The 25,369-nt window shown below is 61.4% G+C and carries 41 protein-coding genes; 14 read left to right on the top strand and 27 right to left on the bottom strand.

The genetic code is table 11. The annotated features are described in order from the left end of the window. Positions 1-83: 83 nt before the first annotated feature. The 27 genes from IPK75_20190 to IPK75_20320 form a co-directional block, all read right to left on the bottom strand. A complete protein-coding gene (locus IPK75_20190; GenBank protein ID MBK8200663.1) occupies positions 84-254 on the bottom strand; it encodes a hypothetical protein in 171 nt (56 codons plus the stop codon). 541 nt (positions 255-795) lie between these two features. Next, a complete protein-coding gene (locus IPK75_20195; GenBank protein ID MBK8200664.1) occupies positions 796-903 on the bottom strand; it encodes a M15 family metallopeptidase in 108 nt (35 codons plus the stop codon). Between the two features lie 560 nt (positions 904-1,463). Continuing rightward, on the bottom strand, positions 1,464-1,619 hold the full coding sequence (locus IPK75_20200) for a hypothetical protein (GenBank protein MBK8200665.1): 156 nt from the start codon (positions 1,617-1,619) through the stop codon (positions 1,464-1,466). A 1,268-nt stretch (positions 1,620-2,887) separates the two neighbouring features. After that, the gene (locus tag IPK75_20205) at positions 2,888-3,073 is read right to left on the bottom strand and encodes a hypothetical protein (protein MBK8200666.1); all 186 of its coding nucleotides are present in this window, start codon (positions 3,071-3,073) and stop codon (positions 2,888-2,890) included. A gap of 619 nt (positions 3,074-3,692) precedes the next feature. Then, positions 3,693-4,340 carry a hypothetical protein gene (locus IPK75_20210; GenBank protein MBK8200667.1) on the bottom strand — a complete coding sequence of 216 codons (648 nt, stop codon included), beginning with the start codon at positions 4,338-4,340 and terminating at the stop codon, positions 3,693-3,695. A gap of 109 nt (positions 4,341-4,449) precedes the next feature. Further along, on the bottom strand, positions 4,450-4,926 hold the full coding sequence (locus IPK75_20215) for a hypothetical protein (GenBank protein ID MBK8200668.1): 477 nt from the start codon (positions 4,924-4,926) through the stop codon (positions 4,450-4,452). 73 nt (positions 4,927-4,999) lie between these two features. Next, positions 5,000-5,308: a hypothetical protein gene (locus IPK75_20220; protein MBK8200669.1), complete on the bottom strand. Its 309-nt coding sequence runs from the start codon at positions 5,306-5,308 to the stop codon at positions 5,000-5,002. Positions 5,309-5,444: 136 nt separating this feature from the next. Then, entirely contained in the window at positions 5,445-5,927 is a 483-nt protein-coding gene (locus tag IPK75_20225) for a hypothetical protein (protein ID MBK8200670.1), read from the bottom strand. A 25-nt stretch (positions 5,928-5,952) separates the two neighbouring features. Next, on the bottom strand, positions 5,953-6,435 hold the full coding sequence (locus tag IPK75_20230) for a hypothetical protein (GenBank protein ID MBK8200671.1): 483 nt from the start codon (positions 6,433-6,435) through the stop codon (positions 5,953-5,955). A gap of 80 nt (positions 6,436-6,515) precedes the next feature. Continuing rightward, entirely contained in the window at positions 6,516-6,707 is a 192-nt protein-coding gene (locus tag IPK75_20235) for a hypothetical protein (GenBank protein MBK8200672.1), read from the bottom strand. Between the two features lie 73 nt (positions 6,708-6,780). Beyond that, on the bottom strand, positions 6,781-7,071 hold the full coding sequence (locus IPK75_20240; protein MBK8200673.1) for a hypothetical protein: 291 nt from the start codon (positions 7,069-7,071) through the stop codon (positions 6,781-6,783). Then, entirely contained in the window at positions 7,065-7,715 is a 651-nt protein-coding gene (locus tag IPK75_20245; protein MBK8200674.1) for a hypothetical protein, read from the bottom strand. The genes IPK75_20240 and IPK75_20245 overlap by 7 nt, the downstream gene beginning before the upstream one ends. 27 nt (positions 7,716-7,742) lie before the next feature. After that, entirely contained in the window at positions 7,743-8,030 is a 288-nt protein-coding gene (locus tag IPK75_20250) for a hypothetical protein (GenBank protein ID MBK8200675.1), read from the bottom strand. A 55-nt stretch (positions 8,031-8,085) separates the two neighbouring features. Next, on the bottom strand, positions 8,086-8,394 hold the full coding sequence (locus IPK75_20255) for a hypothetical protein (GenBank protein MBK8200676.1): 309 nt from the start codon (positions 8,392-8,394) through the stop codon (positions 8,086-8,088). Positions 8,395-8,566: 172 nt separating this feature from the next. Next, positions 8,567-9,064: a hypothetical protein gene (locus IPK75_20260; protein MBK8200677.1), complete on the bottom strand. Its 498-nt coding sequence runs from the start codon at positions 9,062-9,064 to the stop codon at positions 8,567-8,569. Then, on the bottom strand, positions 9,048-9,773 hold the full coding sequence (locus tag IPK75_20265) for an HNH endonuclease (protein ID MBK8200678.1): 726 nt from the start codon (positions 9,771-9,773) through the stop codon (positions 9,048-9,050). The genes IPK75_20260 and IPK75_20265 overlap by 17 nt, the downstream gene beginning before the upstream one ends. Then, positions 9,773-10,462: a hypothetical protein gene (locus IPK75_20270; GenBank protein MBK8200679.1), complete on the bottom strand. Its 690-nt coding sequence runs from the start codon at positions 10,460-10,462 to the stop codon at positions 9,773-9,775. Before IPK75_20270 ends, IPK75_20265 begins: the two co-directional genes overlap by 1 nt. Continuing rightward, positions 10,463-10,831 carry a hypothetical protein gene (locus IPK75_20275; GenBank protein ID MBK8200680.1) on the bottom strand — a complete coding sequence of 123 codons (369 nt, stop codon included), beginning with the start codon at positions 10,829-10,831 and terminating at the stop codon, positions 10,463-10,465. Next, positions 10,831-11,274: a hypothetical protein gene (locus IPK75_20280; protein ID MBK8200681.1), complete on the bottom strand. Its 444-nt coding sequence runs from the start codon at positions 11,272-11,274 to the stop codon at positions 10,831-10,833. The genes IPK75_20275 and IPK75_20280 overlap by 1 nt, the downstream gene beginning before the upstream one ends. Beyond that, positions 11,274-11,423, bottom strand: a complete 150-nt coding sequence (locus IPK75_20285; GenBank protein MBK8200682.1) for a hypothetical protein — start codon at positions 11,421-11,423, stop codon at positions 11,274-11,276. Before IPK75_20285 ends, IPK75_20280 begins: the two co-directional genes overlap by 1 nt. After that, positions 11,423-11,698 (bottom strand): hypothetical protein, encoded by a 276-nt coding sequence (locus tag IPK75_20290; GenBank protein MBK8200683.1) that lies wholly within the window; start codon positions 11,696-11,698, stop codon positions 11,423-11,425. The genes IPK75_20285 and IPK75_20290 overlap by 1 nt, the downstream gene beginning before the upstream one ends. Beyond that, positions 11,698-12,192 carry a hypothetical protein gene (locus IPK75_20295; protein MBK8200684.1) on the bottom strand — a complete coding sequence of 165 codons (495 nt, stop codon included), beginning with the start codon at positions 12,190-12,192 and terminating at the stop codon, positions 11,698-11,700. The genes IPK75_20290 and IPK75_20295 overlap by 1 nt, the downstream gene beginning before the upstream one ends. A gap of 23 nt (positions 12,193-12,215) precedes the next feature. Continuing rightward, on the bottom strand, positions 12,216-12,611 hold the full coding sequence (locus IPK75_20300; protein ID MBK8200685.1) for a hypothetical protein: 396 nt from the start codon (positions 12,609-12,611) through the stop codon (positions 12,216-12,218). Beyond that, complete coding sequence (locus IPK75_20305) at positions 12,611-13,675, bottom strand: hypothetical protein (GenBank protein MBK8200686.1); 1,065 nt, start codon at positions 13,673-13,675, stop codon at positions 12,611-12,613. The genes IPK75_20300 and IPK75_20305 overlap by 1 nt, the downstream gene beginning before the upstream one ends. Further along, the gene (locus tag IPK75_20310) at positions 13,675-14,565 is read right to left on the bottom strand and encodes a hypothetical protein (GenBank protein MBK8200687.1); all 891 of its coding nucleotides are present in this window, start codon (positions 14,563-14,565) and stop codon (positions 13,675-13,677) included. The genes IPK75_20305 and IPK75_20310 overlap by 1 nt, the downstream gene beginning before the upstream one ends. A 145-nt stretch (positions 14,566-14,710) precedes the next feature. Then, on the bottom strand, positions 14,711-15,370 hold the full coding sequence (locus IPK75_20315) for a hypothetical protein (protein ID MBK8200688.1): 660 nt from the start codon (positions 15,368-15,370) through the stop codon (positions 14,711-14,713). A 3-nt stretch (positions 15,371-15,373) separates the two neighbouring features. Further along, positions 15,374-16,390, bottom strand: coding sequence for a hypothetical protein (locus IPK75_20320; GenBank protein MBK8200689.1), 1,017 nt, complete (start codon positions 16,388-16,390; stop codon positions 15,374-15,376). 369 nt (positions 16,391-16,759) lie between these two features. Here IPK75_20320 and IPK75_20325 point away from each other — a divergent pair, with 369 nt between their 5' ends. The 14 genes from IPK75_20325 to IPK75_20390 all read left to right on the top strand — a co-directional run bounded on the left by IPK75_20325 (position 16,760) and on the right by IPK75_20390 (position 25,317). Then, complete coding sequence (locus IPK75_20325; protein ID MBK8200690.1) at positions 16,760-18,061, top strand: hypothetical protein; 1,302 nt, start codon at positions 16,760-16,762, stop codon at positions 18,059-18,061. Between the two features lie 86 nt (positions 18,062-18,147). Further along, positions 18,148-18,459, top strand: coding sequence for a hypothetical protein (locus IPK75_20330; protein MBK8200691.1), 312 nt, complete (start codon positions 18,148-18,150; stop codon positions 18,457-18,459). Between the two features lie 97 nt (positions 18,460-18,556). Then, on the top strand, positions 18,557-18,919 hold the full coding sequence (locus IPK75_20335) for a hypothetical protein (GenBank protein MBK8200692.1): 363 nt from the start codon (positions 18,557-18,559) through the stop codon (positions 18,917-18,919). 908 nt (positions 18,920-19,827) lie between these two features. Beyond that, positions 19,828-20,712 carry a hypothetical protein gene (locus tag IPK75_20340; GenBank protein ID MBK8200693.1) on the top strand — a complete coding sequence of 295 codons (885 nt, stop codon included), beginning with the start codon at positions 19,828-19,830 and terminating at the stop codon, positions 20,710-20,712. Positions 20,713-20,755: 43 nt separating this feature from the next. Next, a complete protein-coding gene (locus IPK75_20345; protein MBK8200694.1) occupies positions 20,756-20,968 on the top strand; it encodes a hypothetical protein in 213 nt (70 codons plus the stop codon). A gap of 77 nt (positions 20,969-21,045) precedes the next feature. Beyond that, entirely contained in the window at positions 21,046-21,588 is a 543-nt protein-coding gene (locus tag IPK75_20350) for a hypothetical protein (protein MBK8200695.1), read from the top strand. Continuing rightward, the gene (locus IPK75_20355; GenBank protein ID MBK8200696.1) at positions 21,575-21,970 is read left to right on the top strand and encodes a hypothetical protein; all 396 of its coding nucleotides are present in this window, start codon (positions 21,575-21,577) and stop codon (positions 21,968-21,970) included. Before IPK75_20350 ends, IPK75_20355 begins: the two co-directional genes overlap by 14 nt. After that, on the top strand, positions 21,967-22,530 hold the full coding sequence (locus IPK75_20360) for a hypothetical protein (GenBank protein MBK8200697.1): 564 nt from the start codon (positions 21,967-21,969) through the stop codon (positions 22,528-22,530). Before IPK75_20355 ends, IPK75_20360 begins: the two co-directional genes overlap by 4 nt. Further along, a complete protein-coding gene (locus tag IPK75_20365; protein MBK8200698.1) occupies positions 22,527-22,937 on the top strand; it encodes a hypothetical protein in 411 nt (136 codons plus the stop codon). The genes IPK75_20360 and IPK75_20365 overlap by 4 nt, the downstream gene beginning before the upstream one ends. Before the next feature lie 8 nt (positions 22,938-22,945). Continuing rightward, positions 22,946-23,119 (top strand): hypothetical protein, encoded by a 174-nt coding sequence (locus IPK75_20370; GenBank protein ID MBK8200699.1) that lies wholly within the window; start codon positions 22,946-22,948, stop codon positions 23,117-23,119. A gap of 4 nt (positions 23,120-23,123) precedes the next feature. Next, positions 23,124-23,969: a hypothetical protein gene (locus IPK75_20375; GenBank protein MBK8200700.1), complete on the top strand. Its 846-nt coding sequence runs from the start codon at positions 23,124-23,126 to the stop codon at positions 23,967-23,969. A gap of 9 nt (positions 23,970-23,978) precedes the next feature. Beyond that, positions 23,979-24,167: a helix-turn-helix domain-containing protein gene (locus IPK75_20380; GenBank protein MBK8200701.1), complete on the top strand. Its 189-nt coding sequence runs from the start codon at positions 23,979-23,981 to the stop codon at positions 24,165-24,167. A gap of 169 nt (positions 24,168-24,336) precedes the next feature. Next, positions 24,337-24,618 (top strand): hypothetical protein, encoded by a 282-nt coding sequence (locus IPK75_20385; GenBank protein ID MBK8200702.1) that lies wholly within the window; start codon positions 24,337-24,339, stop codon positions 24,616-24,618. Then, entirely contained in the window at positions 24,619-25,317 is a 699-nt protein-coding gene (locus IPK75_20390; protein MBK8200703.1) for a recombinase family protein, read from the top strand. Positions 25,318-25,369: the final 52 nt, after the last annotated feature.

Genomic DNA, 25,369 nt, shown 5'->3' on the forward strand with positions numbered 1-25,369 from the left:
GGGATTTGAACGCCACGGCCTCCGGGTTACAGAGCTCCGGCGCGCCACCAGACTGCGCCACCCCGCACAATCTGACGATATCACTAGCCGGAATCGGAGACGAGCAGGAACAGCCCGACCGCAGCCGCCGCGCCGGCAGCAGAGCGCAAAGTCGGTTCGGGAGTCTCGCCACCGATCGCGGAACTGAACCAGCCCTCTACCCGATCGCCGATCGCGTCGAAGTCGAACCAGGCCCGGCGCCGTTGCGGCGGCAACGTCCGAATCCGAGGCCCGCCACCCGGGGTGGTGGAAGGAACGCCGGTGTAGGCCCACCGCCGTTTGAGTCTCGGGAGTGACGCCCAACCATTCGGCCACCTTGCGCGCGTAATTGGCCGGATCGTTGTTATCAGACGCCGGCGCGTAGACGCATACGCCCGGCTTGCCGGCGAAGAATTCGTATAGCGTGAGATCGCGGCCCGCGTTCACGTTGATCTGGTTTTCCAGACCGCGGCCCACCCATCGCCCTCAGTGCAGAACTTCTGACGAACCGCCCGGCCTTGCCCGTTTGGCAGTAGCGAGACGGCGCCCACGTCAGGTTGCCAGGGTTCAGATTGTTGCGCGCCGGCGTGCCGGCGATCGGCCAGCCCTCCATGCGCCCGATCGCTTCGGCGAAGCCGAGGAGCGCCCAGCCCTTCGAGGCCCATGTCGTGAGTGATCGAGGGAGGCGGGGCGCCGGGTAAACGTAGCGGAGTCACCAAGGCCGCAGTCAGCACGTAGGCCATCACTTCGCCCCCGAACGCAAGATGCGTTTTTCCATCACCAACGGACACTGAAATGTGGCCTATCAACCGGACTCTTCCAGCGGCCACCCCAGCGCAGGCCGAGGCCTTCGCCCAGCCTCGCCCAGCCTGAACCATTCAGGATGTTCTGGCGCTCCCAATTTTTTTGAGCTTCATCAGTGGCCGTGGTGCTACGTCGATCGCCGGGCCGTGCAAGTGGAGCGAGTCTTTACGCTTCGATCCTCGATGCGCAAATGCTGCGCTTGCTCCTCAGCCGTGCGCAACGTATCGACCACCACCAAATCGAATCCCGCAGCCTTAGCCGCAGGCAGGAGAGCTTCCGGCCATAGGCCCCTGAATTCGGCGTGCAGATCGGCCAGGCGCTTACTCACGAGCCGCCACCATCGCCGGCGCGGCCGAGGAATTGCGCCCCTGCATTGAGGCATGATCGCACCAAGCGCATTGGTGCCCACCAGCAACCGCCACGGCGTAGTTTGCCGGCAACCACGCCACGTGTAGCAACCGATCGCCCGGCGCCCGCGATCGCGCCACCAGCGTGAGGACCCCTATGGCCGACGATCGACGCGCGCCCGCCCTTGCGCTTGCCGGTAAGCAGCGAAGGCAGCAGGACGACGCTATCGAGGTTCCCGCCAGGATCACAACGCCCACCGCCGGCGTGATCTGGCCGGCCTGCCATCGTGGCGATCACAGCCGCCACACTGCAATTCCCGCTTGCGCGCCCTTTGTCATTGCTTCCTCTTTTTCTGAGTTCGCGTCCTGGCGCAAATCGTCTACCTTTGGCTCTACCACCGCCAACCGTTCGCCGATGTTCCGTTGCAGCTGATCGGTCAACACGCGCACGGCCTGTTCCTGCGAAGGCGCCGGCGCTCATGATCCGATCGCCCATCAGCGCGGCGCCAGCAGCCAGAGCCGCCGCTAGAGATTGCCGAAGATGAGCACAGGCGCACTGACGAAAGGGATCGGCCCTGGCGCGGCCCTCCGATCGCGGCATCAGCGTTTCGTGCGCCCCCGTATGTGTTCAGTAGGCATAGTCCGCTTTGGAACGTTCCGGCGCGCCGCGCATCCTATGCGCATGGCCCGGCATGCCCGGCACGCCGTGCCTCCGACGTTGCGCCCAGCGCGCCACCCGTCGCTGTTTGGAAATTCAAATCTGTTGTTACCGTGTTTTCAAAACGCGCGATGATCGTAAACCGAAACGATCGTGAAGGCCTCCGCGATCGGAGCCGCCAGCACCCGCCATACAAGAACAGAACCACCGCCAGGCGAAATCTCGAAACCTTTTGCATGTTGCCCCCTCTCCTACAATTCCAGGAACTTCCTAAGAAACCCGGATGCACAATTGGCCGTGCTGCCGTTGTGCTGGCTGTGTTCGGTAACGGTTATCACGATGAACGTGTGACCGTCAAAGGTGAACGTGGTATCAGCCGTAAGCGTATTCTGGACGATCCAGAGCGCATCCACAAGCCATGCCCACAACCTTGGCCTCATTGGTGAATGCCGCAGTGTCGTAGGCAATCAAAGCGTCAGAGATGAACCAGCTTTCATCCACGAACCGCCGCCCACCATTGGAAGACGACAGAGAACTACTGATCTGAGCTGAAACGGTAACACGAAACGCACGGCGCCCTGGCTGTTGTTGTTTACGTTGGTCCCTTCGATCGAGCCCGTGTTGTCCAACTGGTAGACGTTGCCACGAGACGCCGAAACCGAACAGCCGATATAGCTTCCCGGACAGGTGCGCCATAGGGAAACGCGCCGGTGCCGGCTTCCGTCTGCATCGCCATCGCTGATTCCCCCATACTGTCGAGTTCGTGACGAAAGGCACATTCCAAGTCGGAACGAATGGCACGCCGGCAGCAGCGAACCGCCGGGAAACGGTCCCGTTAGTCCCGTTCTCAAAACGAAAACTGGTACTGATTTGCCACGATACGCCACACGCGCCGCCGCAGGCAGCAAGAAAAAATCGCCCGTCATGGACGAAGTGCCGACGCCGTTGCCTGGTTTGATTCGGAAGCAGGAGCCGGCGCCCGGATCGCAAAGGCGAATTCGCATCGTAGCCTTGCGGCGTGGTGGCCGAGTGCAAAACCACGTCGCCGTGCCAGTGCCACTTACCGCAGTCCAACCACGCCCGTGAGCACAGGTTCGATGAGTTGCACCGCTTCGGTGCGCGTGCCAGAAACTTGCGTTACCGTCGTGTTGCGCACGGGGCCCGTGGCGTATTCGATGGCGAAGGCCGGCCGCACAAACACAGCATGCGAAAGAACAGAGAAAACAAACAGCGATTTATCGAGCATGGGAAACCCCTTTCAGTATTGAGCTACGCAAACCACCGAAACATCCTGGGCGGCAATCGCCGATCCAACCTGCAATATGTCGATGGTAAGAACGTCGTTTTCCACCAGGCCAGGCGAATCGAAAGTGGTAGTGGACGCAGGCCCGACACTACCCGCCGGAAATGACGGAGAGCCGCCCGGAAAGATGTTAGTGGCGCCGTTTTTCATGATACGCAATCGTCAGATCGGCGCCCGTTTGGTGCGGTCTTGGCCGCAATGCTAGCACTTGGACAAAGTGACGCCTGGGTAACGATCACCTTGTTTGTGACATTAGGCAGGACCGCGCACGGCGCGAAACGCACACCCCAAAGGTGGGTTTTGTTCGGCGCCGGATGGCCCCGTGCCCAAGAAGCGATCGCCAGCAAAACACATTGCCGATCGGCCAGATGCCACCGGAATAGTTCACCGTCATGGGGAACGCCGCATTAACAGCCACGGCCCGGATGCGCACGTATGGCCAGCCACGCCGTTCGCCCGTTCGATCGCGAAGGCGCGGCAGAGGCCGAGAAAACGCCGACGTCATCGCGCGAGATCCGGAAAATACGTGACGTTATCGGACGGGCTCTACCCCACCGTGAAGCTAGACACATAGGGCACCGCCGTGGGGAAGTAGACCTGGCAGTGAAGGCCTTGGCCGATGTTTTGAATCGGCGCCGATGCTTGCGTGGTGTGGTGATGCCTTAAAGACCGTGCGAAACACCACGCTTTGTTGCGCCGGCGCCGCCAGCACAAGAAGAAGAAAAAACAGAGGCCGCGGATTATGTTTTCGCGCGGAATCACAGCACAAGCGATCGAGCGTTTCAAACACGCCACGGGAACGACTGGCGTGGCCGGAATAGTGCACCGTCATGGGCGCCGATGCCGGCGTGGCAAGCACCGATCGGACGCGCACGTATGGGAACACGCCATAGGCCTTTTGAATGAAGTAGACGACGCCGCCCAGCAACTTCGCTTCGATCACGTCAGGCGAGATCGGGAAGTACACCGAGTTATCGTAAGAGGCCTCTATGCGAACTTGAATCGGGTTCACATCGGCCACCGCCGCCGGAAAGATCACCACGAATATGTGCATGACCAGCCGATGTTGCGCACTGAGCCGACACCGCCGGCGCGGTAACACCATTGAGCAAAGGAAGGCGCGAAGATCGCCCGGTTTTTCGATCCGTTTGGCCATAGAGGCCAACACAACAGTGCGGGCGATCGCCGCGACTCGCAGACACGTGAACATGAGGCCCCCTTATTGTCTCGGCCAGAAATAGTCGAGAAAGCAATAGATGTTCGTGTTCGACCGGCGCGAAGTCGCCGGTCAACGTCCACTGTGTATTCCACCAATTGCGCTACTGACGAGAATGCCGCCGCCCAAGACTCGGGCAGTGACCGTTCTGAACGTCGCCGAACGTCACCAGGATGGAATCGTAATTTTTCACGAACTGGCCATCGCGGCGAATGCGCCAAATCAGATCGCCCGAGCCCTCAAAGAAGCCAGGCCCCGTATAGACGTTGGTGATTTTTTTGATCGTGCCATCCCAGCCGAACGGCACTTGGAACGAGAGCACCAATTGATCGGTGGAGCCCGCCGCCGGCGTCGAGATTACGCCCACGTAATCGAATGGCTGAGAGCCAGGAGGCGCAACCTCCCACGGTGGATACGCGGCCTGGCCTGGCGTGTTCACTGTCACGTTGCCGCCACCAGGCCCGCCAGGCAGGCCTGGCAGCGTGAGCGAATCGTAGGAGCCCGGAGGCTTCACCGGAAACACGCCGCTTTGCCGGCGCCACAGATCACAAGCCGAGAGAATCGCCGTATACATCAGCAATTGACCTTTCCGCCACGAGGCACCGCGAAGACCAGACAGACCTGCGCATAGTTGGCCAGCGCAGATAGATTTGTCATTTGACGGTGATAAGGCCCGTTCCGGAATCATCGCCGGCGGGGAACGATGAACGGCAATTGCGGGTTGCGCGAGTTGCCCGCCGTTGTCCGCTCATTGGAGTAAGCGGAGAAAATTCTTCTGTAGTCCCTTTGTCCCACACCTGGAATCGGAACCCTTCCACCTGTTCCGAAAACGTCGTAATCATGGTGAGGAACGAGCCCGGCGTTACGGTTACTTGATCCTCGAAAGAGGACCGCGACGGCAAGGACACATTGGCCGTATCGGGAAACACGCGCGCGAACCAGTTGAACTTGTCTTGATCCACGAACGTAAATAGCGGCCTGACCGGGTTGTACTGACGCCATATCCCGGCCGCACGCCCGGCCATCGCCCACGGCGCCCGCCGCCGTAGATCGCCAGAGACTTCAATAGCTCCATGGACATATTGGCCCCTTACTGTTTCACGCGCGGCGCGGCGGGTAGACCTTCGCACCACTGAACGCCAGTTGGATCGTGTTGTTTGCGTTGCTCACATCCTCAAGATCGAAGCCGATCGAGCCGCCCTTGGGAATGAAGATATGAGGCACAACGATGAACGGCAAAGAGCCATCGCCGAAGATGAGCGAATCGCGCACGCGATCGTTGGTCCCACCTCGCCCGAGCTTGAATAATACTGTCCCTCGTTGTTGAATAGGCGGATGCGAAAGCCGCCCGTGGCCGTGCGTGTTGAGCTTGATTCGGAAATCGGCGTCACCGTTGGTTACGATGCGCTGATTCAGCAACACCTGGAGCGCGGTAAGCGTGACCTGGTAAATGTAGGTGAAAAACCTTTCTTCGCCAGGTTCAAACCCCGTGCCTTCGCAGATCGGGCAGGCCTGCAATTGTTGCGCCCGGTTCTCTACGACGCGCGCGCCGTTGCAATACGTGCAAGGGTATTCAACCATGTTGGTTTCTCCTAATCGGAAGTCATCAGAGCCAGGACAGGAGGCCGGCGCCGTAGCGCCGGCCAGGCCCGCCCATCGAGTTCGTTACTGGACCTCGCGATAGAGAATTCCGTCGAGCACGCAACGGATGTTCAGACCCGTCGAGTCCGCATCGCTGACGTGGTGAACGTCGTACCGCGCAGACGCACCTGGAAATCTGGCCTTGCAGAATGTGGATGCCGCGATCAACGCCCCACAGGTTCACCGCGTTCGGATCGGCCACACCGTTGGTGTAGGCCGATTCATCGGACTTGGTGGACGTGCCATAGATGCCGGCGCCGCTGGGGTACAGATCCACGTGGCCTTCGGCGTAGATTTTGTCGCCGATCTCGAATTCCACATAGAAGTTGTCGTTAAGGCGCGCGATGTCGGTCAACTTGTTGCGCGCCGAGAACAGGAACCGCAAAGCGGTAACGAAAAAGTGCTTCGGATCGGGAAGCCGCCCGGCCTGTTTCAGGTTCGTGTCCAATTTGGACTTGGTGGCCGAAAGAGGCGTGGTGAAGAACAGGAATCGGTTCCCGTGGCGCGTTGCTTGCGACCGTCAGACGGTCACAGAACATCCACGGCTGAACGTCCGTCCAATCCGGCATGATCGGATTGGCCAGCGCCACGGTGGCCATGAGGCGCCCGCTTGCGCTGCCGAGGCTTCACCGGCGCCCGCTTGACGGGACGCCGGTTCATGCCCTTCGTGGCCATGTCGGCAATCACGCCGGAAAAGTCGCGCGCGCCCGTAACGGGCATCAAGTGATTCAAATTCCGCATTGTCTTTGTCTCCTCAGTTTGAAAAAGTCTCTTCAGTCCGCAGTGGCCGCGATTAGGCGAACCGCGATCCCCGCGAGTAGCGGGAAACGCCGCTCACCCCTTGAGCAGGCGCGGAAGGCCGCGACCGCACCAAGTCAGTGACCGCAGCCGGCAAAGCCATCTGCGCACTGGTAGCGCCGCGACCATCCGCCGGCGCCAGGGGAACAAAGAACGTGGTGGGAGCAAGGAAGCCCATACCACTATCGCCGCGCACCATCCCCGAGAGTTGCGCGTACTGGCCGAGAGGCGTGTAATCCTGCACCAGGCGCAGGACCGTGCCAACGATTCCGCCCAGCGTCACCATGGCGCCGGCTTGCGGATTCTTGAGCCCACGGCCCACCAGCATGCCCAGCGCAACCGCCGCCAGGGCCCTACGGCGCCGTAGCCCATGATCCCCGTGTTTTTCTCGCCCAGCGCGAACTGCACGAGCATGCGCGCACCGACCGCGCCGCCGATCACCCACAAGGAGCTAACCAGCATCGTGGAAACGGAGCCCGACCGCATGCCAGGGTTGCGCCGATACGAGCGCCGCCGGCGATGCGTCACCGAATGCGAACGACGCCGCCGCGTGCCCGGATTCGACCTTACAGGAGCCAAGGCGCGCGTCTGTGCACGCCGGCGTTGAGTGCGACGGCGGCGAGTGCCGCCGGCGCGCCGTCTCGATTTCTTTGCCGCCATTTTTTTCTTTCCCTTCCGTGTGCCCGGATTGCCGGCGATCGCCGCCAGGCCGAGCGAAATGATTTCGCCACTGTTCTTACGAATCGGGACCGTGGCCGCTACCCGCTTCGTTCTCTTGCCCCTTGCCGCATGGCCGGCAGAGCGTTTCCGCTTCAGAGCCGCCTTTTGCGCCTTGGTGCCAAAGTGTTTGATCTGCTTCGGCGTCAACTTCCGGCGCCGCCGCTGGCCCGGATTGGTTAGAATCGGCGTTGCCTTTTTCACTACCGCCATGAGGCCCCTTACTGCCACACCGGCCACTTACTTCGTGATCGAGTGAGGCTTTAGAATCGTCACGCGCAACTGAACGCCAGCCGCGCCCGAACTCATCGTGGTGGTTTTGCTGAGTACCACATTTGTGGCGTCTTTCGATGTCACGATCCACGACGAAATACGCGCCGCCGCCACAAGCGGTTCCAGAATCGCCGACTCAGGCGTAACGCCCAGGCCGTGCGGAATCGTTGCCGTGGTATCGGCATCCGCCGTTGCCTCAACATCGACAACGCGCGAGTTGGCGCCCGCGCGAATAACTGTCAGGTTCACTGCCATGTCTGTTTCCTCCTCTCTTCAAAAGTGGAGGCCGGCCAGGCCGGCCCCCGTCTGGTTACTTCCCGGCCAGCACCGCTTGAACGGCCTGGACAACACCGCGCACGCCTAACAGGTGGTTTACCCACCCGAACACGTCGCCCGGATTCAGCATGCCGTGCACCTGGCGGAAGCCGGCCAAATTCCCATCGCCCAACGTCGAGAGCATGAGCCCCGCGTTATGGCCTTTCAACGACGTGCCACCCGCCGCAAATTCCATGTAGATTTGCATGGGCATATCTTCCGGCGCGTCCGATGGCACATCGGATAATTCGATCTCTTCACTGGCCGCAGGTTGCCCCACGGGAACGCGCGGCGTGGTGAGCACGTAGGCGCGTTCGATCGGGAAATTGAGCCGGCGCGCGCCGACAATGCGGCGAACTGAGCGCGGGTTAAATTCTGAGAAGGCGTGTAGCCTTGCAGGTAGAGAAAGCGTTCCATCGTTTCGACTCCTTAGCGGTTATAGGATTAGATCGAGCACACGTTGCCGGCGCCCGTTCTTAACAACAGTGCGAACACGCACCGCTGAAACTTTCACAGTCTTGCCCGTGGCGAGCTTGCGCACAGCGGGGATTAGAGCGCGCAGCCTTCGGACGCGCGGCCTTGTAGCCGGCCAGAAACCAGCGCTTGATATTCTGCCAGCGCTTCCCCTTCGCTTGGCCCATTTCGAGGCCTTCGCCTTGCAGCACGCGGCGCCAAGCCATCAGCGGATCGGGGTAGGCGTCACGTTCCGAGGCCTTCGCCCCGCGCTTTCCAGTAAGGGCGTTTCCCGCCGGCGCCTTGCTCCCAGGATCGCCGCGCGGCGTGCGTTCAGCTTCGGTATGCCAGCCATCGTAAAAATCTTCTTCAGCTTTGCCGCGCGAAAATACGTCAAGATGCGCGGGACGTTTCGCCTGCCACGCATCTTTCCAGCTTCCAAACTTTCCGAGCGGTAGGCCAGCCGGCCTTTTTTCTTCCAGCTTGCTTTGGTGATTGTGGCCATTAGAATGGAACCTCACTAACTCGCGATTGCGTGCGCCCCGAGGCGCGCCGCCGCGACCATATCTCGCGGTTGTACTCGCTACGCTTGTGCGCCGGCGTATCGCGGATCATTTGCACGGCCTGATCGACAGGCATAACCGAGCCCGCTTGAGGACACGGAGACATGAGCGCGCCCGACTTGCGATCGCGCCGGCAAATGCTCGATACAGCCGCCACCCACTGGTTAAGAGTTTGGGCGCCACGGCCTGGCGGATTCGATTGGACAGTGCGGCGCCCGAGGCCCAAGGCCTTCAGTAACTCCGCATGCCGCGCGTTACACGATCGGCAGGCCCACGCCATGTTCGAGGGATCGTTGTTTTCCTCGTGGCCATCCAGGTGGTGCACCATGAGGCCTTCGGTTTCGACGCAATACACGCAGCATTTCGCCTGGCCGGCCAGCGCCACATCGGCCACGGCGTTGGCGCGATAGCGTAGCGCGCGATCGCTTACCTCAGCCGCCTGGCCAGGGTTCACATGCAAGGAAAACAGCGCTTCACCATAACGGCCAATCAGACGCCGCAACGCCGGCAGCGCGCGCCGATCGAGCGCTACCACGTTCATGCCGCCCGCCGACGAAGGCCTGGCCGCGTGGATGTCATAGGAATCGAACCCAGGAGACACGCGCAGCCACTTCCAGCCCTGGCCGGCCAGGCGATTGAGTACCGAGATTGCAGCATCAGCGGCCATCAATGGATAATCCCCACATCGTCAATCGTGTATACGCCGCCCCAAATCGAGAGCAGCCGGTTTCGACGGTCATAGCAGAGCGTGGGGTAGCCTTCGCCCCGCTTCGTTCCGAACTGGTGGCGATAGGTGCCAGGCCCCTTGCCACCTTTCAGGTGGTACTTTTCCGTGAAGTAAGTAACCGCGTAGATCGGCCCGATCACCACTTGTTCGTGATCGCCTTTGATGCCGAACTCTACGGGATCTAGTTCCTGGTTTCCGCCGTCGATGAATAGTTGCGTGCGCCGTTCGTCGAAGGTGAGCAGCACGCCCGGTTCAAATTCGATCGGCACCACCGACTTGCCGCCGGCCTGCAAAATCTCAAACGAAATCAGCTTGCCCGCTTCGGCCTTGTAGCCGTGATAGTGCAAGTCTGTTTCGATCACTTCCACGCGCGTGGCCGGCGTGCCGTGGAACGATTCAAACGCAACCGCCGCGCCCTCTTCTGGATTGCATCGCGCGCCAGGGTTGAACTTCTCCCCTTTCGCGTTCGAGAGCCCATAGAACTGATCGCCGAACATGAGGCCGTGAGTAGCTTCGGGATGCTTGCGCCGATACTCCGCAAGCGTGGCCGCGTATCCTGGCCGCAGGCGCGGCAGGATATGTTTTTTGAAGAACGCCGGCGTTAGCTTTACGACCCGTTGCCCTGCCATTTAGACCCCCACCCACTCCGCAGCCTGGCCGCGCACCGAATAGGCGCGTTTCACACGCGCACGCCGGCGAAGATAGCCGGCCTTTGCGTAGGCGAGTTCGGCGCGCTTCTCTGCGCGCGTGTGGCTAGGATGCGTCACCAGCCACAGCACGCCGACAGCGCCCAACGCCCACACCCACCACGGAATCCCGCCGGCATCATCGAACAGGCCGGCGCCTGGCGCGAAGCCGAGGCCTGGCGCGCGATCGCAAGCGCAGCCGAGGCCGCGCGCGGCGCGATTGCCGAACAGTGACACCGAGCCCTTGACGCTAACCGAGCCCGGCGAAGTGGTTTCCTGTAAAGTCGCGTACCCTGGCACTTGCTTATACATCAATCTCCCCCTTTAGCGGCCAGTAGGCCCACAATGGCCACACCGCCCAAGATCCACCAGGCCGTGGCGCCCGTTGGGTTAAAGTCGGCATCGAACGGAAGGCGCCCGGATGGCACGTAATCGCCCCGATCCTCCGCATCCTGGATAGCCTGGCGCGTGTCTTTCTTCCACTGATCGAAGGCGCCGGCATCGCTTGCGGCCTGGCCCGCCGGCGTGTTGGAAGCAGGCCCGGCGCCAGGAGGCAGCGGAAGGCCCGCGCCCGGCGCGGGAATATCGCCGTACTGCAATTTTTCGTAGAGCCAGGCGCCGGCGCTCTTTGCATCACGCGCCCAGCGCGAAGGCGTGTTGTATTGCAGCGTGCACCAGGCATACGCCGCCGGATACTCATACCATGGCGTATCTGGCCACGGCGCGCCCGTCGTATCCACGCACTTGTAGGCCATCAGCGGCGCCCCTTAAACAGGCCGATGGCCAGCAGCGCGGCGCCCGCGATCGCCAGCTTGCCCTGGTTTTGCTTGGCCCAATCGAGCCAGGAAGACGAGCCCGCCGGCGCCGATGGAAACGTGAACCCGAGGCCGCTATGGTAGATCATTAGTCGGCCACCACCTTGGCCACAACCACCAGCGCAATGCCGCCGATGATGTATGTGCCGTATTTGTCAAAAAACGAAGGTTCGCCGGCCACGTTGCGAGAGCCGCCGCCAGGCGAAACGGGAGAATCCCATAACGCATCATCCTGGCGGATCATGTCATCTACGTGCATGTTCCATCGCGCGATTGCCGCCGCGCGATCGGCGCCCGTGTTGACGGGTGGCAGGAGATCGACCACACCACCGGACCCCGAAGCGTTGACCAGTCCGAAGGGCATTAGAAAAACACCCCCTGCGACCGACGGCCCGGCGTGGCCTGATAATTCTCGTAGCCAAACAGGCCAGAGAAGCCATTCGCGGCAAGTTGCGCGTGCCACTCCGCAGCCGTCATCAAGTGTTCACGAGTCTTGCCCGCCGGCCACAGTTCTTTATTGATCGGATCGGAGTTCAAGGCCTTCGCCCGGTAGTAGTTCCACTGATCGGCAGTGAGCTTGAACGTAGCGGGAACCGTGGCCGCGAAAACCTTATCCTTTGCGGCCTTCATGCGGTTCGCTTCGTTGTCCACCCAGGCCGCGCCGCCCGCGCTACCCGCATCGCCGCGCCCGCCTTCGCCCGTCGTGTTGTTTCCAGAGGCGCCGGAACCGCCACCAGCGCCCCCGTTATCGGACGAAGACCCGCCAGAGCCACCGCCCGAGCCGTTCCCATCGTCGCCACCAGCCGGCGCCGAGTAGGAGCGGTAGACCAAATACGCGATGCCACCAAGGAAAGCCACAGGGAGTAAGTTTTGAGAGTTCACTAGCGGCCCCTCCGATAATTCAGACCGGCCACACCGTTTTGCATGGCCACATCCAGGTATTCATCGAGCGTCATCTTATGCGCGCGATCGCGGCCCGGCCACATCACGAGGACATCGGGACCAGCCACCCCGCGCACTTGCTGATAAACGTAATTCCAGCCATCGCCGCCCGTGGTTTCGGCAATGCCCAGCTTGTTTGCTTCGGCGCGCATCAGAGCCTTGAGAGCCGCGCGGGTGGAGGCCGCGGAATTGCCGTTGCCGCCGCCAGAGCCGCCGTTACCGCCATTGCCGCCGTTACCGCCATCGCCGCCGGCGTCGGTGGTGGTGCCGCCGGCGTACCACGTCCAACCGAAGTATCCGGCGCCGAGCAGCAAGATAATTTTCAGCGCATCCATTAACGACCACCCTTCCCTTGAGCGAAGAAGAGGCCCGCGCCGCCCACGGCAACCAGCCAATACGGAATCGAGTAGCCCATCACATCGAACGAGCCCGACATGATCGAGGACAGATCGAACGGCGCGCCGTCATCAGTGGCGCCGCCGTTGCCGCCGTTGCCGCTACCGCCGCCACTGCCACCGCTACCCGTGTTCTTTGCCGCATCCGCCGCAGCCTTCGCCGCCGTCTCTTTGGCCTTGTCTTGCGCGGCCTTCGCCGCAGCAGCAGCCGCAGCAGTGGCAGCAGCCGCAGCCGTTGTATTAGCGGCAGTGGTGGCCGCAGTTTGCGCGGCGATCGCCGCCGCCGTTTGCGAAGCACCCACCGGCGCCACGGCGCCAGGAACAGCGGGCGGAGGCGTCATGATCGGATTGCCGCCGGCGCGCGCCACTTCGGTAAGCGTGTTTTGCATGCCGCCCGGCAGCAACATCAACGCCGCACTATGGCCCGGATCACCATTCACCTTGCAATCGGTCCCATACATCACAGGTTGCCCAGGGATTGGCGAGGCATTTTCGTAAATGGAGCACGAGACGTTCAGGCCGTAAGTCTTGCCGAGTTGTTGCGCCTCACGCGCCAGGCTTTCCTGCGTTCCGCGATCGACCGTATGTTGCATGCCGAACCGAGATCCGGAATTTTGTTGTTGCAGCGTGCTTTGCGGTTCACATTGGCCCCACGAGTTTTTCGCGTAGCCGGCAGGGCAGGCGCCGGCAGGCAGAGGCGCCGAGCCCGTTACCGCTTCGTAGATTTCAGGCCGATTGAGTTGTGACCAATTCTCTTCGGCCAGGTTCGTGCACGAACCCGTGGGCAAGGTGAATAGGCCGATGTCGGAGCACGCGGCCAGGCCTTCGAGCCCGCCGGCGATCATGCGCGATCGCACAGGACCGTTAGAAGTGATCGGCAGTTCCGGCGCCAGGCGTTTGTGATCGGCCCAAATTTTCGGACCATGCACGCGGCGCCTGGCCGGCGAAGGCATCAGGCCCACCACGGCCAAGTTGTCCATTGATCGCATGCGCGTTTGGTACATTACCGCCGCCCCCTTTTCTTGTCTCGCGTGGCCAAATACAAACCAATGCCGGCAGCGGCCAGCACGATGCAATCGGAAACACCTTCCACCAGCCGTTCGCTTTCGCAAAGGCCTTGCAGATACACCACCATCGGATTGCCTTCACTATCGACGGCCACGCCGCCGCCGTCGCCCGCCGTCGCATCAGGCACACCGGATTCGCGAGTCTTGCGGCAAACTACCTGGCCGTTCTCCAGCGATTGAAACGGATATTGCGCAGGGCAGCGAAGTAGGCCCGTGTTCGGGTCGAGTTCAGGCAAGCGCACCGAAACCGTGGTAGGCCCTTGCGTGGCGCCCGCCGGCGAAGGCACCGGCGTATTGTCATTGTTCGAGTAGTGCGTAGGCCCTTGCGTTGGACCCGTGGGTGAAGCCACCGGCGCCGGATCGGGAGAAGGCCCAGGCCTGGACTCCATCGGCACAGACGACGGCGCGTGCACTGGCGCGTTGTCGTAATAGGCCGGCGCGGGAACCGAGTATTGTGTATTGCCCGCCGGCGCCGGCGCCTGGCCGGATTGTGGCGTGGACAAAACAGCCGATTGAAACACCTGGCCAGTGATGCCGCAGTTATAGCCGTACTTCGCATTGAGTTGTGGCCACCATGGCTGACAGAACGTAGAGCATGGCGCCTGTGGCGATCGCGGATACGCCAGGCCGCACGCAAACACCTTCGCCAGGCCCGCTTCGTTTTGCGTCACGGCGCCGCAGGCCAATTGATCGCAGAACGTGGGAGTAACGACCGACTTGGCCCAGGCCAATTGCTCAGGCCCGAACAGATTAGGGATCGTGTCATCCGCGCCAAGGTGGCCGAGCCCTTGAATGCGGCCAAAGAGGCCATGAGTCTGAACAATCATCGAGTGCCCGCCTTGTAAAGGTGGAAGCCGACGAACAGGCCAAGCGCGATCGCACCCCAACGAAAGGCCGTAGCCACATTGGCCAGGCGATCGCCAGGCACGAAAGGTTCGACAGGAGCCGAGGCCAGGCCGCGCGTGGATACGATCACAGCATCACCCCCACAGCCAGCAGCGCGGCAGCAGCAAGGAAAGCCGGCGAGATCGAAACGCCGCCCACGTTGATATCGCCAGGCGCCACGGCAGACGTGCCGCCCGTTATCACCGTCTGTTCGATCGGTTCCAGATACATGCGGAACCAGTCCCACTTCCCGCCGCGTTGCCGATCGGCCACGCACGCCTTGCCAGGGTTGCCCATTTCAGGCGTATCGCAGTTATCCACGACCCATTGCCAGCCGGCGTAGAAATTCGCGATCGCCTGTTCCTTCGATTCCCAGGTGCGCGGCCCGGCCAGGAACCCTTCGAGATTCGCTTGCAGCTTCGGTTCTACGTCGTTCACTATGGCCGTGGTGGCCACCTTTTGTTTAGGACCCTTACGCGCGTACAACAGCATCAGCCCGATCGTTACGCCGGCAACCGCCGCGCCTATGATCGGAATGGCCATTGCGCCCCACGCCGCCGCCGCAATCGAGTTAGTGCCGCCCGTGGTGAGAATGCCGCCGACGATCGAGGGAGCCGAGACGACCACCTGTTGTGTGGTGGTAGAGGACAAGCCGCCCATGCCGTACTGAGGCCCAGCGCAAGGCGTGAATAAACCGCCCTGCATTGGCATGGCCAAAACGTCCACAGTGCCGGCGTAGGCGTACATAGGTTAGCGGCGCGCCCCTCCGCTTTTGGCCAGTGCGAACGCCAGCGCGATACCGCCGCCCACAAGCGCGATCGTTCCCCACCCGATGCTACCCGCCGGCAAAGTTTGGAACGCTGGGAAACCCGAGCCCCCCTCGCCCAGCCGATACTGCACAAGCGAACCATCCGGCCCGCGTTGCGTGTAGGTGCCAGGAGGAGGCGCGCCGTACCGCGCGCCGATCACTGGCGCGGCAATCTTATCAATGCCGGTTTCCAGGATCTTGGTAAAGGCGCCCCAATCGAAACCCATTCCACGGCCAAGCACCTGGCGATCAATCGCGGACGCCGGCGCGTCACGAGGAACGCGCAATTTCATCCGCTCGATACCTCTTAGGGTTGTTCTCATTGATGCACCACCTACTGGCCAAAATGCCTTGCGGAAAGCGCGCGAGGTTTCCCAGCCGGCGTAGTCGCCGTGCGAGGCATCGAGCGCGAAGCGTTGCCGATCGACGCCGACCAGCGCAACGGAGTAAACGTGTGTGTAAAGGTGAGGCCGCGCAGAATCCGCCGCGACCGTGCAGAGTTCACAAGGAATGGCCGAGGCCAGCAACATGGCATCGACCAGCATCGAAAAATCGTCGCAATCCCCTTCCGGGTTCGGCATCGTGAGCAGCCGCGCCGGCGTTATCAATAGGTCTTGCAACTGGCCGCGCCGATCGGCAGGCAGAGCCAATACGCTTTCCTCATCGAACTTAAATCGGACGTTGGCATGAACCCAGCGCCAGATGGCCGAGGCCTTCGCATGATCGCTTGCATCAGGCGATAGGCCATCGAGTGCCCAGCCCGCCGCGCTTTGCACGATCGGATCGTTTGCACCTTCTCTTATATGGCCCACCATCAGGCCGATCGTTTGCGCCACCGCCGTATCGGCATTCGATGACGCGCGCATACGCCGCACCGTTGTGGTGCGATCGCCGAACGCCGCCAGGTTGTGAGTCTCAACCATCGAAACAGTGGCCAGCCAGGTGCGCGCGTAGGGCATCAAGTCCGAAGACGACACCCAAGACGGAGAGGCCGGCCAGAGTCAGGTTACGACATTGCGGAAGATTCCCAAACATCTTTTGTATGTCATGTTATATAAGCGCTGAAACGCGCAAACGAGGAGTAGAGGGAATGCCACGCAGAGGCACCAAGAAGAAAATCGACACCGACCAACCAACCGCAGCAACCGCCACAGCAGTAGCCGAACCACCGCCAGGAGCCGTAGACGACTACGAACCGCCCGCCCACCTGGTGGAAACAGGAAACGAGGCGCCAACCCCGCCAGAAACGCCCGCGCCCACGGTAGAGGCCGGCCAGCACTACTTCGATACGCTCAAAGGGAAACGGACCATCGGCCCGGATCGTTTCTTTGAACACCTGCCCACGTTTCCCGCCCGACCGCTTCGAGCGCGCTTGCATCTACCTCTATCGAATCTGGCCGCGCATCAACCGCAAACAGGCAGACCCCACCGCCTACAACTACATCGACAAATACGGCGTGCCGTTCACGCCCGATGAAGTGAAGCAGCGATGGGGAGAGGGAAAGTATCAGGCCCTCATGCTCAATTTGGACAAGCGAACAGATAACCAGATCGCCGGATGCGTGTTCACTGTGGACGATCCAAACTGCCCGCCCGTCCTGAACCTGGCCGAGCTTGTTTTAGGCGCGCCGGCCAATAGCTCATACGAGGAGTCTTTAAGGAATCGGAATATGCACCCGTCGCAATCAATCCCCGGCCAGGCGCCGGCAGCAGCAGACGCCAGCGCTTCGGTAGCCCTGGCCAACTTGGCCACCGAAGCTATACGGCAAGGAAATCGACAGACCCCAGCCGCCGCGATGGAGCAGACCGCACTGAACCACTACGCAGCCATTCTGCAAACCGCAATGACGCAGAACGCAAAAGCGAGTGGTGGCCTGGACTTCACCGGCCTGGCCGCGATCATTACCGCGATTATTCCCCTCATCAGGCCGGCCACGCCCGTGGGACCAGATCCACGCGATGCGCTAATCAATATGCTTATGGACAAGCTACTGAACGCGCCGCAACACGTGGCCGTGGCGCCGGCAGGGAGCCTAACCGAAACCCTCGCCGCCGTGAAGTCGATCATGGAAGTAAGCCACACGTTGAACCCCAACGCCGGCGCGCCGGAATCCATTTCCACCATTTTGGCCAACAATGCGGCGCCCATCTTGGGAGAGATACGCGGAGTTGTGCAAGGCATCGCCTCAATGGTGGGAGCGCGCAACGCCGCCGCCAACGGCCAGGCCAGCCAGCCAGGCCAGCCACAACAGCAGCAACCACAGCAACAACAAGTAGAAGGAGCCGGCCAGAATATGGACCTCATGCAGATGGCGCTCAACACCATCGAGCCTGTATTGATAAAGCAATTCCGCGAAGGCAACGAAGGATGGGCGCTTGGCGAATGGATCGAAAACGGATGGGGAGCCGACTCCTATAACCGGATTGCCAACATCGGCAAAGAGCAGATCATAGCCGCTCTACTGGCGCGGCCAAACTTGCGGCAATTGTTCGATGGACTCCAGCCGCAGATGGACGCCTACGTTACGAGCTTCCTGGAATGGCCGAAGCGTAAAGCCGAGTTCGAGGCCCAGGCAGACGAGAACGCCGGCGCGCCAGGCGCCGCACCCGAGGAAGGCGCCCAACCGTGATTCCTACCGCACCAGGTGGTGGACCAGGTGGTATACCACTCACCGGATCACAGCAGCACGTAATATGCACCGTTTGCCGGCGCCCCGTGCTGTTCAATGCGCCCATCACGATCGTGGGGCAATCGCCCGAGGAGGCAGCAAGCGCGCTATGCGGAAACGCCGGCGAAGCGATGCTAGCCCACCTTCACAACTTCCATAAGAAGGAAATGCAGACCGTATCCGTATTAGGCGCGATCGCGCAGACCTTCGCCGTGTTTCAGCACTTCGAGTTCAACCAGCCGACACTGGTAAAGGCAGATGAAACGATGGCCACCCAGCTATTGAACTTCATCCACAACGAAGACCCAGCCGAACCAGGCGCGCCCGTACAACAGAACCAGCCGAAAACGGTACTTTAGTCCCCGGATTGCCAGAGGGACCGAAATAAGGGATAATTTTGCTCCGTAGATGCGTCTACGAATTGCGTAGACGCATTGAATCGAAAGGAGCACCCCTTTGCCATCCAAGAAAAAGAAGGCAGACAGCACCAAACAGCGCTGTAAAAACTGCAATAAGCCATTCACCCCCACCGTATCCTGGCAAGAGTTCTGTAAAGAGCCATGCCGCAAAGCCTACTGGCGCCACGGTGGAATCACCGAAACCCGTTTACTTGATCTGTTCCGCGAAGCCGCCGGCGATCACCTGGCCGCACTCACGGCCCGCGTGGATGCCATCGAGCAATTATTGGCCACGATCGCCACAATGCCCGTGCTAGCCAGCCAGCTTGCCACCCGCCTAGATACTTCCCCCAACCTTCAGACAGCCTTACAGGACATCCGCGAACGCATCGGCCAGGCCCCGCGATCAATGCAGCAGTAGCAAGGAAAACACCCGAACATGAAACGGCCATTTCTACAGATACCGATTGCCGATTGGATGCTCTCTCCCCAAATTCGCGCATGCCATCCGATCTCGCAAAGGCATTGATTGACGTTATGTGTATCTGCGCCGAAGGCCAACCCTATGGCCACCTTTCGATACAACAATCCGACATCCCGGCGCCGCCCGAACCGGATTGGAGTAACCCGGACAGCTACGCGACCGGACCAGGCGCCGCACCAAACGGTGGACCGCATGGTGCACCAGGTGGTGGACCAGATGGTGCACCAAGTGGTGGACCAGGTGGTGCACGCCGTGGTGGTGCACGTGGTCAAACAGAAAGTGCGAACACAAAGCGAACCCACCCCCAGCATTCCGCCTCACTCGAAACCAAGATTTCCGATCGTTTGCAGCTTACGCCCGAGGCCACCAGGTGGTGCCTTTGGGACCTGGAGCGCAACCAGGCGCTTATGCGGACTGAGGCCGGCATTCTCTATTCGCCCATCATGGTGCACGAATACCAAAAGCACATGGAGCGCGTGAACAGATCGAAAAAGGCCCGCCAGGATTATGAACGGCGTAACGCCGGCGCCGACGCCGCGCCCAAACAACAGCAGCAGCCACGGCCAGTTACCCCACCAGCCGCCGTACCGCGTGGTGGACCAGGTGGTGCACCAAGTGGTGGACCAGGTGGTGCACCGCGTGGTGGAGCAACCGCCCCACCGCCAGGTGGACCAGGTGGTGCACCGCGTGGTGGTGCTAAATCAGAATCGGAAAGAGATTTATCTCTCCCCCTTAGCCCCCCCCTCACGGGGGAGGCGCCCCCCTGAGCCCCCCCGGCGGGGGGGCACCACGCGCCTTGCTAGGGACCTGGCCGCGCAATCCCGAACGAGCAAGAGGTAGACCCGATGCACAGCCACACAGACCCGATTAACGAAATCCTGGCGCCCCTCCGCAACCTTCGCAGCAGGCCACGCCAGGGAGCCCTGGCCGAGTGTGCTAGTCTGATTCGGACATGCCAGGACATCGAGCAAGCCCGCGCCGCCGTTGCCGAAATTCTGCGCAACTTCGACCGATGGCCAGGCCTGGCCACGTTTCGCGACGTACTCGCCAAACACACCGGCCAGGAACCCCCACCCGACGCCGAGCCTAAGCAAGCCACCGACCGCGAACGCGCCGCCTTTATCACCCAACTATGGCGAGAAGTCGGCGCCCTGCAACGCCCCGATGAAAACTCACTAGAGGCCGCAACCTGGCGCCGTATTCGCGCCATGAAGCCAGAGGACCGAGACGACCTCATAGAGGCCTGCTACGGCATCACAGCGGCCACGGCGCCCTACCATCAGACGAGCCCGGCCAGCCGCGCCCGTTCCATCCAGGCCGTAATGCTTGCCGCCGCCGGCGCCGCATGGTCCACCAACGGCCAGCAGCTACAGACCTGGCAAACGCCCGACTACATCAAAAACCCGCCGCCGATCCTCTGCCAACAATGCAAGGACACCGGAGTGAGGCAGGCCGGCGCCGAAATTGAATGGTGTACCTGCCAGAAAGGAAAACTCATCCGCCGCGAAAACCCGCAATGGCTTGAACTCTGCCAGCGCAGCCTAACCAAGACAACAGCCAAACAGCCCGAACCAAAACAGCCGCCGGCGCCCGAGCCCGCCGCGCCCCGGCGAATCATCGACCAGGCTATATGCCCAAAGTGCCACGGCACCATCACGGCCTGGAGTGATCTCACGATCGACCCGTGCAACTGTTCAACGAACCCCCGCCGCGTTGCGAATTCAGGCTAAAGCCTGATTTGAAACACCGCGCAAACTAGGCCATAATGTCCACATGACCCATAGCACTTTTGAACCAGCCACCACACTACACCCGCATACGCTCGAATTAGCGTTGGCGTTTGTGGGAACCCCCGCCGCGTTGCGGCAGCTTGCCCAATCCGACGCCAGCCTGGCCGCAGACCTGGCCGCGATCGCGCCGCCGCCTGGCGCCGTGTTCGGATGCGGCGAACCGATGACCGACGATATCGAGGACCTACGACGATGAACATACGCCCCGACATTTGCGCGGAGTGCCCTTTCAAACGGAAGGCCGCGCCCGGATACCTCGGAGGAAATAACCTTATGGCTTTTTTGGCCGACGCCTTGAGCGATGCAAGCGTGCCGTGCCATATCGAATTCAGCCGCAACGTAGCGCACGAAGGTGGAAGCAAGAACCTGGCGCAGCCGCGCATGGTCGAGATCGACGCCACCACGTTGCGTTGCCGAGGCGCCGCGACGATGCAGCGCAACCAACTGAAACAACCGCGCGAGGCCGAAGCAGCCGCCCGCCTTCGCCAGGTTCCACAGAACCCGGAATGCTTCACCTGGAACGATGAATTTATCCTCTACCACGCCGCCGAATTCGATTCGAGCCCGGATGGAAATTTTGAAATCGTTTGTGTCTACATCGGAGGCCAGGAGGCCAAACGAAGCGTGCGCGCCCGAACCACGGCGAAGGCCCGCGCGATCATGGCGCGACTCATCACCACGCGCGCCTTTAGCAAGGTGTTTGTACGGCACTGGCGAACGCGCACCGGACAGCCCACCTATATCGTTTTGCATTCGGAAACCCTCACCCTTGCCGCCCACATCGAGAAGGAGCACGCCGCCCATGGTGAGCCATAAAGACTTCACCGACACCAGCGGACAAACCGACTGGACAGCCTACAATCTGGCCAGGCAGCTTGCCGGCGAAATTTGCACCAGGTGCAAGCACCCGCGCACCGATCAATCCGGCGTGGCCGGCCTTTGCTTCGCCTGTACCACGATGGACCGTTTCACCGATGGCTTAGTGCTACACCCGCGCCGCGTGCGATGCCACCATTGTGGCCACCAAAACACGCCCGACCGTTTCGACGATCCAGGCGTATACACCGCCGGCGTGCATAAGCTGACGTGCGCCGATTGTGGCCGCGAGACGCCATACGAAACCCACGTGCACTATTCTTTCGAGAGCCCCGCGCTACTCGCCACCAAAAAACCAGCCACGAAGAGGACCGAAACATGAAGCACCAAGAAACCACCTACGCGCTACTCCGAACGCCGATCGGCGCCACGATTCAGCGCATCCGCAAGATGCACATTTGCCCGAAATGTGAACTGCACTTCACCGAGAAAGAAAAAGCCAAGCACCGATGCGAAGGCCTTGGAAAGGGCAGCGATTGGGTAAAACGACCGATCACAGTTCAACTAACCAGCACAACGCCATTCGCATGGGGAGAAGCAGACACCCACCCCGGCCAGCGTGCTACCGCCGTGGCCATCCTGGCCGACTTTATCGAGGACCAGGCCGAGGCCGAACGCCTGGCCGCAAGCTACGCGGCCAACGTCCTGGCGCATGTTGGAATCTCAGGCCTCATCACCAACGGCGCCGAGATCCTCCAGAAACTTGGAAAGACGGCCTACGATTACCGCCCCAAAGTGAAATTCAGCTACACCACGCCAAACCACGGCGATGGCAGCGTTATGGCCTGCAATGAAGTGGACGCCCGCGAGGCGATAGCCAACCGCTTGAACGTCGAACGCCTGCCCCGAGGAATCAAAATCACGAAAGAGGCCGGCGCGTGAAAAACGAGATCACGCCAACTTACACGCACCAACACCGCGACGTGATCGACCTCTATGAAGCGCTTGGACACCCGGCGCGCGACATCCGCGCCGGCGCCGTCTACCTATGGCACGACAACCCGGAAGGCCGGCCAATCCAGGAAGGCCGCGACATCGGCCAGGTGCGGACATGGTTAGGGAATTCTGGCACGATCGCCACCGGCGCCTTTCGCCTGTACTGCGAACTCTACCCCGGCGAGTTCGCATGGCAGGATGGTGAACTATGCCGCGTGGCCATCGAACTGATCGGGCGAAGCCTCAACGGAGACAAGCGCGCCCGCGCGATCCTAGCCGCCGGCCACAAAGCCGTGGACCGCTACGCCGCACTCGTTAATGCCATCGAGAGGGATGAAGAATGGAGCCTATAGAAAAGGCCGTGGCCATCCTGGCCGGCCAGTTGCCAGGATGGATCATTGGATTCGTGCAAGGCCTGGCCTGCTACTGCGCAATCCGCCGGCTGATCGCCTATGATCGCCGGCGAAAACGAAACCATAACGACCGTGCAGGCCTTCGCCAGGCCGCACTGAAACACAGCAAGGAAGACTACTAGACCCATGACCGACAAAGTAAGCATTGCCATAATCGTGGCCACTGTGACCATAGCGCTAATCGTGGCCATCATGAACGCCGTTAAGCGATCGCGCACGCCGGCGCCCGAGCCAAGCGAACATCCGTTTTTTGCCGCCGCCGCGCCCCTGAATTGGCCAACCGCGGATTTTTTCAAGCACCTGCAAACCGTTCCCGCAGAGGCCTTTACTCGCCATCTCGTGTATATCTACCGCCTGGCGCCGCCGATCGTTCCGACGCCTGGCGCGCCGCGCTACATCCAAAAATTGTTCGGCCCGACCACGCAAGCCGATATCGAGCACCAATTCGGGAGTGGTATCTATCGCGTGATACTCGCCAACATGGGAGCCGAGCCAGGCAAGCAAAGCGTGGCGCAGTGCACGCTGGAGATACCCGCCGAAGGCCCGGCCACGCGCGCCGTGGCGCCCGATCGGCGCGCAACCGATCCAGGGTTTAACTTCCCCGTTGAGCCGGCCAGGTTGCAGACCGCGCGCGAATCATGGAGGCATGCCGAGCTTGTGACCTTCGCCACGTTTCGCAAGATGATGGCCGAGCCCGCCGCGCCCTTCATGGTGCACGTGTACTTATTGGAGCCGGCCAGCTTCAACGCGGGGCAAGGCCCGCCGCAATTCGCGCCGCGCTATCTTGGCACGCGCGCGGCCTTCGACTCCTACCAGATCGCTGAAGCGTTCGGCCCGGCGCTCTACGAAGCGTTCCTGGAATTCCCGCCGTCTACCGAGTTACCCACCATCCGTTGCGAGTTTTTTGCAAACCGCCGTGATGACGGCCCGCACTTCCCAATTGGATCGGCGCGGGAAACTGGCAACTTGTGAGCGTGGCCAATGTCGCAAGCAAAGAGACTCACGCGCGAAAAGGTGGTGGCCATCCGCCGCCGCCGCAAACAGGGAGACGGCCCGGCCATCCTGGCCAAGGCCTACAACGTCAGCCGAAACACGATTTACCGCATCGTGACGATGAAGACGTGGAAACACGCCGACGACAACCAGGCGGAAATGTGGCCACATCCATAACCCCGTTGATGCGCCTGGCGCGGCATCACTACATCGGGCGAAACCCCAACCACGTAACCATCCTCTATTCGAGGCGATGCGCGTGTGGATGGGAAAAGAAGCCAGGCCAGGCCTTTTGCTCTATGTGCCGCGCCAGCATTCCGCCCCGCGTAAATTTCCACCTGGACACATGCCCGTTTCGTTGGTTCATGCCGTGGTGGCGATTGGCCATCACGTGGACGAGAAGGGAAATCGTATGACCGACCCGCAAGCCGAAATCGTTGGTTTCCGCGCGCGCGTACTCATGAGCGGCGATCGCATCGCCCTACTGTTAGAGGCACTGGAGTCTCACGCCGCCATGAAGTGCGCCGCCGGCGATGACGTGAGCCCTAACGCGCCGCTTGGATCACGCATTGAACTGGCGCGCCGGCAACTGAGTGAAGCGCAGGCCACACTGGCCAGAGAGTCCTAAATGCGCGCCGTTCTCTATCTGAGGGTATCGACCGGCGAACAGAACACGGCCTATCAGCGGCAAATTCTGAACGAATACGCCGAACGCCAGCAATGGGAAGTGGTGGGAGTCTACGACGACTACGCCACGGGAACCAACAGCCGGCGCCCCGAATTCCAGAACATGATGAACGACGCCGCGCGCGGCCAATTCGACATCGTTCTGTTTTGGAGCCTTGACCGATTCAGCCGCGAAGGCACGGCCAAGACCATGGAGCACTTGGAACGCCTGGCCGCGTGGCGCGTAAAATACCGCAGCTTCCAGGAACCGATGATCGACACCAGCGGCCCTTACGGCGAACTGCTAACCGGCATGCTGGCCGCGTTCGCCAAGCTGGAGAGCACGCGCATAAAGGAACGGATTCACGCCGGCCTGGCGCGAAGCAAAGAGCAAGGAAAACGGCCAGGCCCGCGCCCGATCGTTCTCAACATGCAACACCTGGACGAACAGGCCACCGCCGGCAGGAGCCTACGGGAGCTTGCCCGGACATACAACACGAGCGCGGCCACCATCCACCGCCGACTTGAGGCCTGGCGCGCCAGGCGCGTAGAATGCGGGGAATGTACGAAATCGAGTACCGATGCCAATATCGGGAATATTGGTACTTCCACGGTGAAACGCCCGACCGCGCGCAAGCGATCGGCGCCGCGATCGCGTTAGCCGCCGCCACTGGCCGCGTTTGCCGCGTGGTCGATCCGAGTGGCCATATCAT

Source organism: Acidobacteriota bacterium, assembly GCA_016712445.1.
Taxonomy (GTDB): Bacteria; Pseudomonadota; Alphaproteobacteria; order Caulobacterales; family Hyphomonadaceae; genus Hyphomonas.